Origin of the sequence: Streptomyces himastatinicus ATCC 53653 (genome assembly GCF_000158915.1) — a bacterium.
GTDB classification, from domain to species: domain Bacteria; phylum Actinomycetota; class Actinomycetes; order Streptomycetales; family Streptomycetaceae; genus Streptomyces; species Streptomyces himastatinicus.
Map to the genome: position 1 here is coordinate 8,115,121 of NZ_GG657754.1, position 995 is coordinate 8,116,115.

Consider the following 995-nt stretch of genomic DNA (forward strand, 5'->3'; position numbering starts at 1 on the left):
GTGCATGGGGTACGCGAACTCGTCCAGCACATAGAGCCGGTATGTCTCCGCCGCGAGATCGCGCTTGACCTGCTCCCAGCCCTCGCGTGCGGCTTCCTCGCTGGAAGCCATGTCGCGCTGGACCCACGACCAGCCCTCGCCCATCTTGTGCCATGCGACGGTCCCCCCTTCGCCCGAGTCGCCGAGGACGCGCAGCGCACGCTCCTCGCCGACCTTCCATTTCGCGCTCTTTACAAACTGGAATACACCGACCGGCCAGTTTTGGTTCCACGCCCGCAGCGCCAGACCGAACGCGGCCGTCGACTTGCCCTTCCCCACGCCCGTGTGCACGAGCACGAGCGGCCGGTTGCGGCGCTGGCGGGTGGTCAGCCCGTCGTCGGGGACGACGGTCGGTTGTCCTTGCGGCATCAGGCTGCCCTCCGAGAGTTCTGTACCGTCCGTACATCGCGGACCAGCGCCGTCACGCTGTCCGCGCGCAGTTCGTCCAGGGTGACCGGGGTCCCCCGCAGATCGCGGGCGAGCGCGCCCGCCAGGCCCAGCCGCACCGGACCCGACTCGCAGTCGACCACGACCGAGGCGACCCCGTCGCCCGCGAGCAGCCGCGCCGCGCGCCCGGCCCGCTCCACCGGCGTGGACCCGTCGGACACCGCGGCCTTCTTCGATTCGGTGGCCCGCCCGTCGGTCACCACCACCAGCAGCGGACGGCGCGAGGGGTCCCGCAGCCGCTCCACCCGCAGCACTTCGCGGGCCTTCAACAGCCCCGCCGCGAGCGGGGTGCGGCCGCCGGTCGGCAGCTGTTCCAGCCGGGCGGCGGCCGCGTCCACCGACGAGGTGGGCGGCAGCGCAAGCGCCGCGTCCGACCCCCGGAAGGTGACCAGGCCGACCTTGTCCCGCCGCTGATAGGCGTCCAGCAGCAGCGACAGCACCGCGCCCTTGATCGCGCCCATGCGCTTGCGGGCCGCCATCGACCCCGACGCGTCCACGACGAACAGCAC

Annotated in this window: 2 protein-coding genes; both read right to left on the reverse strand. The window is 72.5% G+C overall.

Translation table 11 applies throughout. From position 1 onward, the window contains the following. A partial coding sequence (locus SSOG_RS34610) for a cob(I)yrinic acid a,c-diamide adenosyltransferase (protein ID WP_009718922.1) occupies nt 1-408 on the reverse strand: 408 nt, incomplete at its 3' end. After that, nucleotides 408-995, reverse strand: a 588-nt coding sequence (locus tag SSOG_RS34615; protein WP_039939360.1) for a vWA domain-containing protein, incomplete at its 5' end; no start/stop codon positions are given. The genes SSOG_RS34615 and SSOG_RS34610, both read right to left, overlap by 1 nt.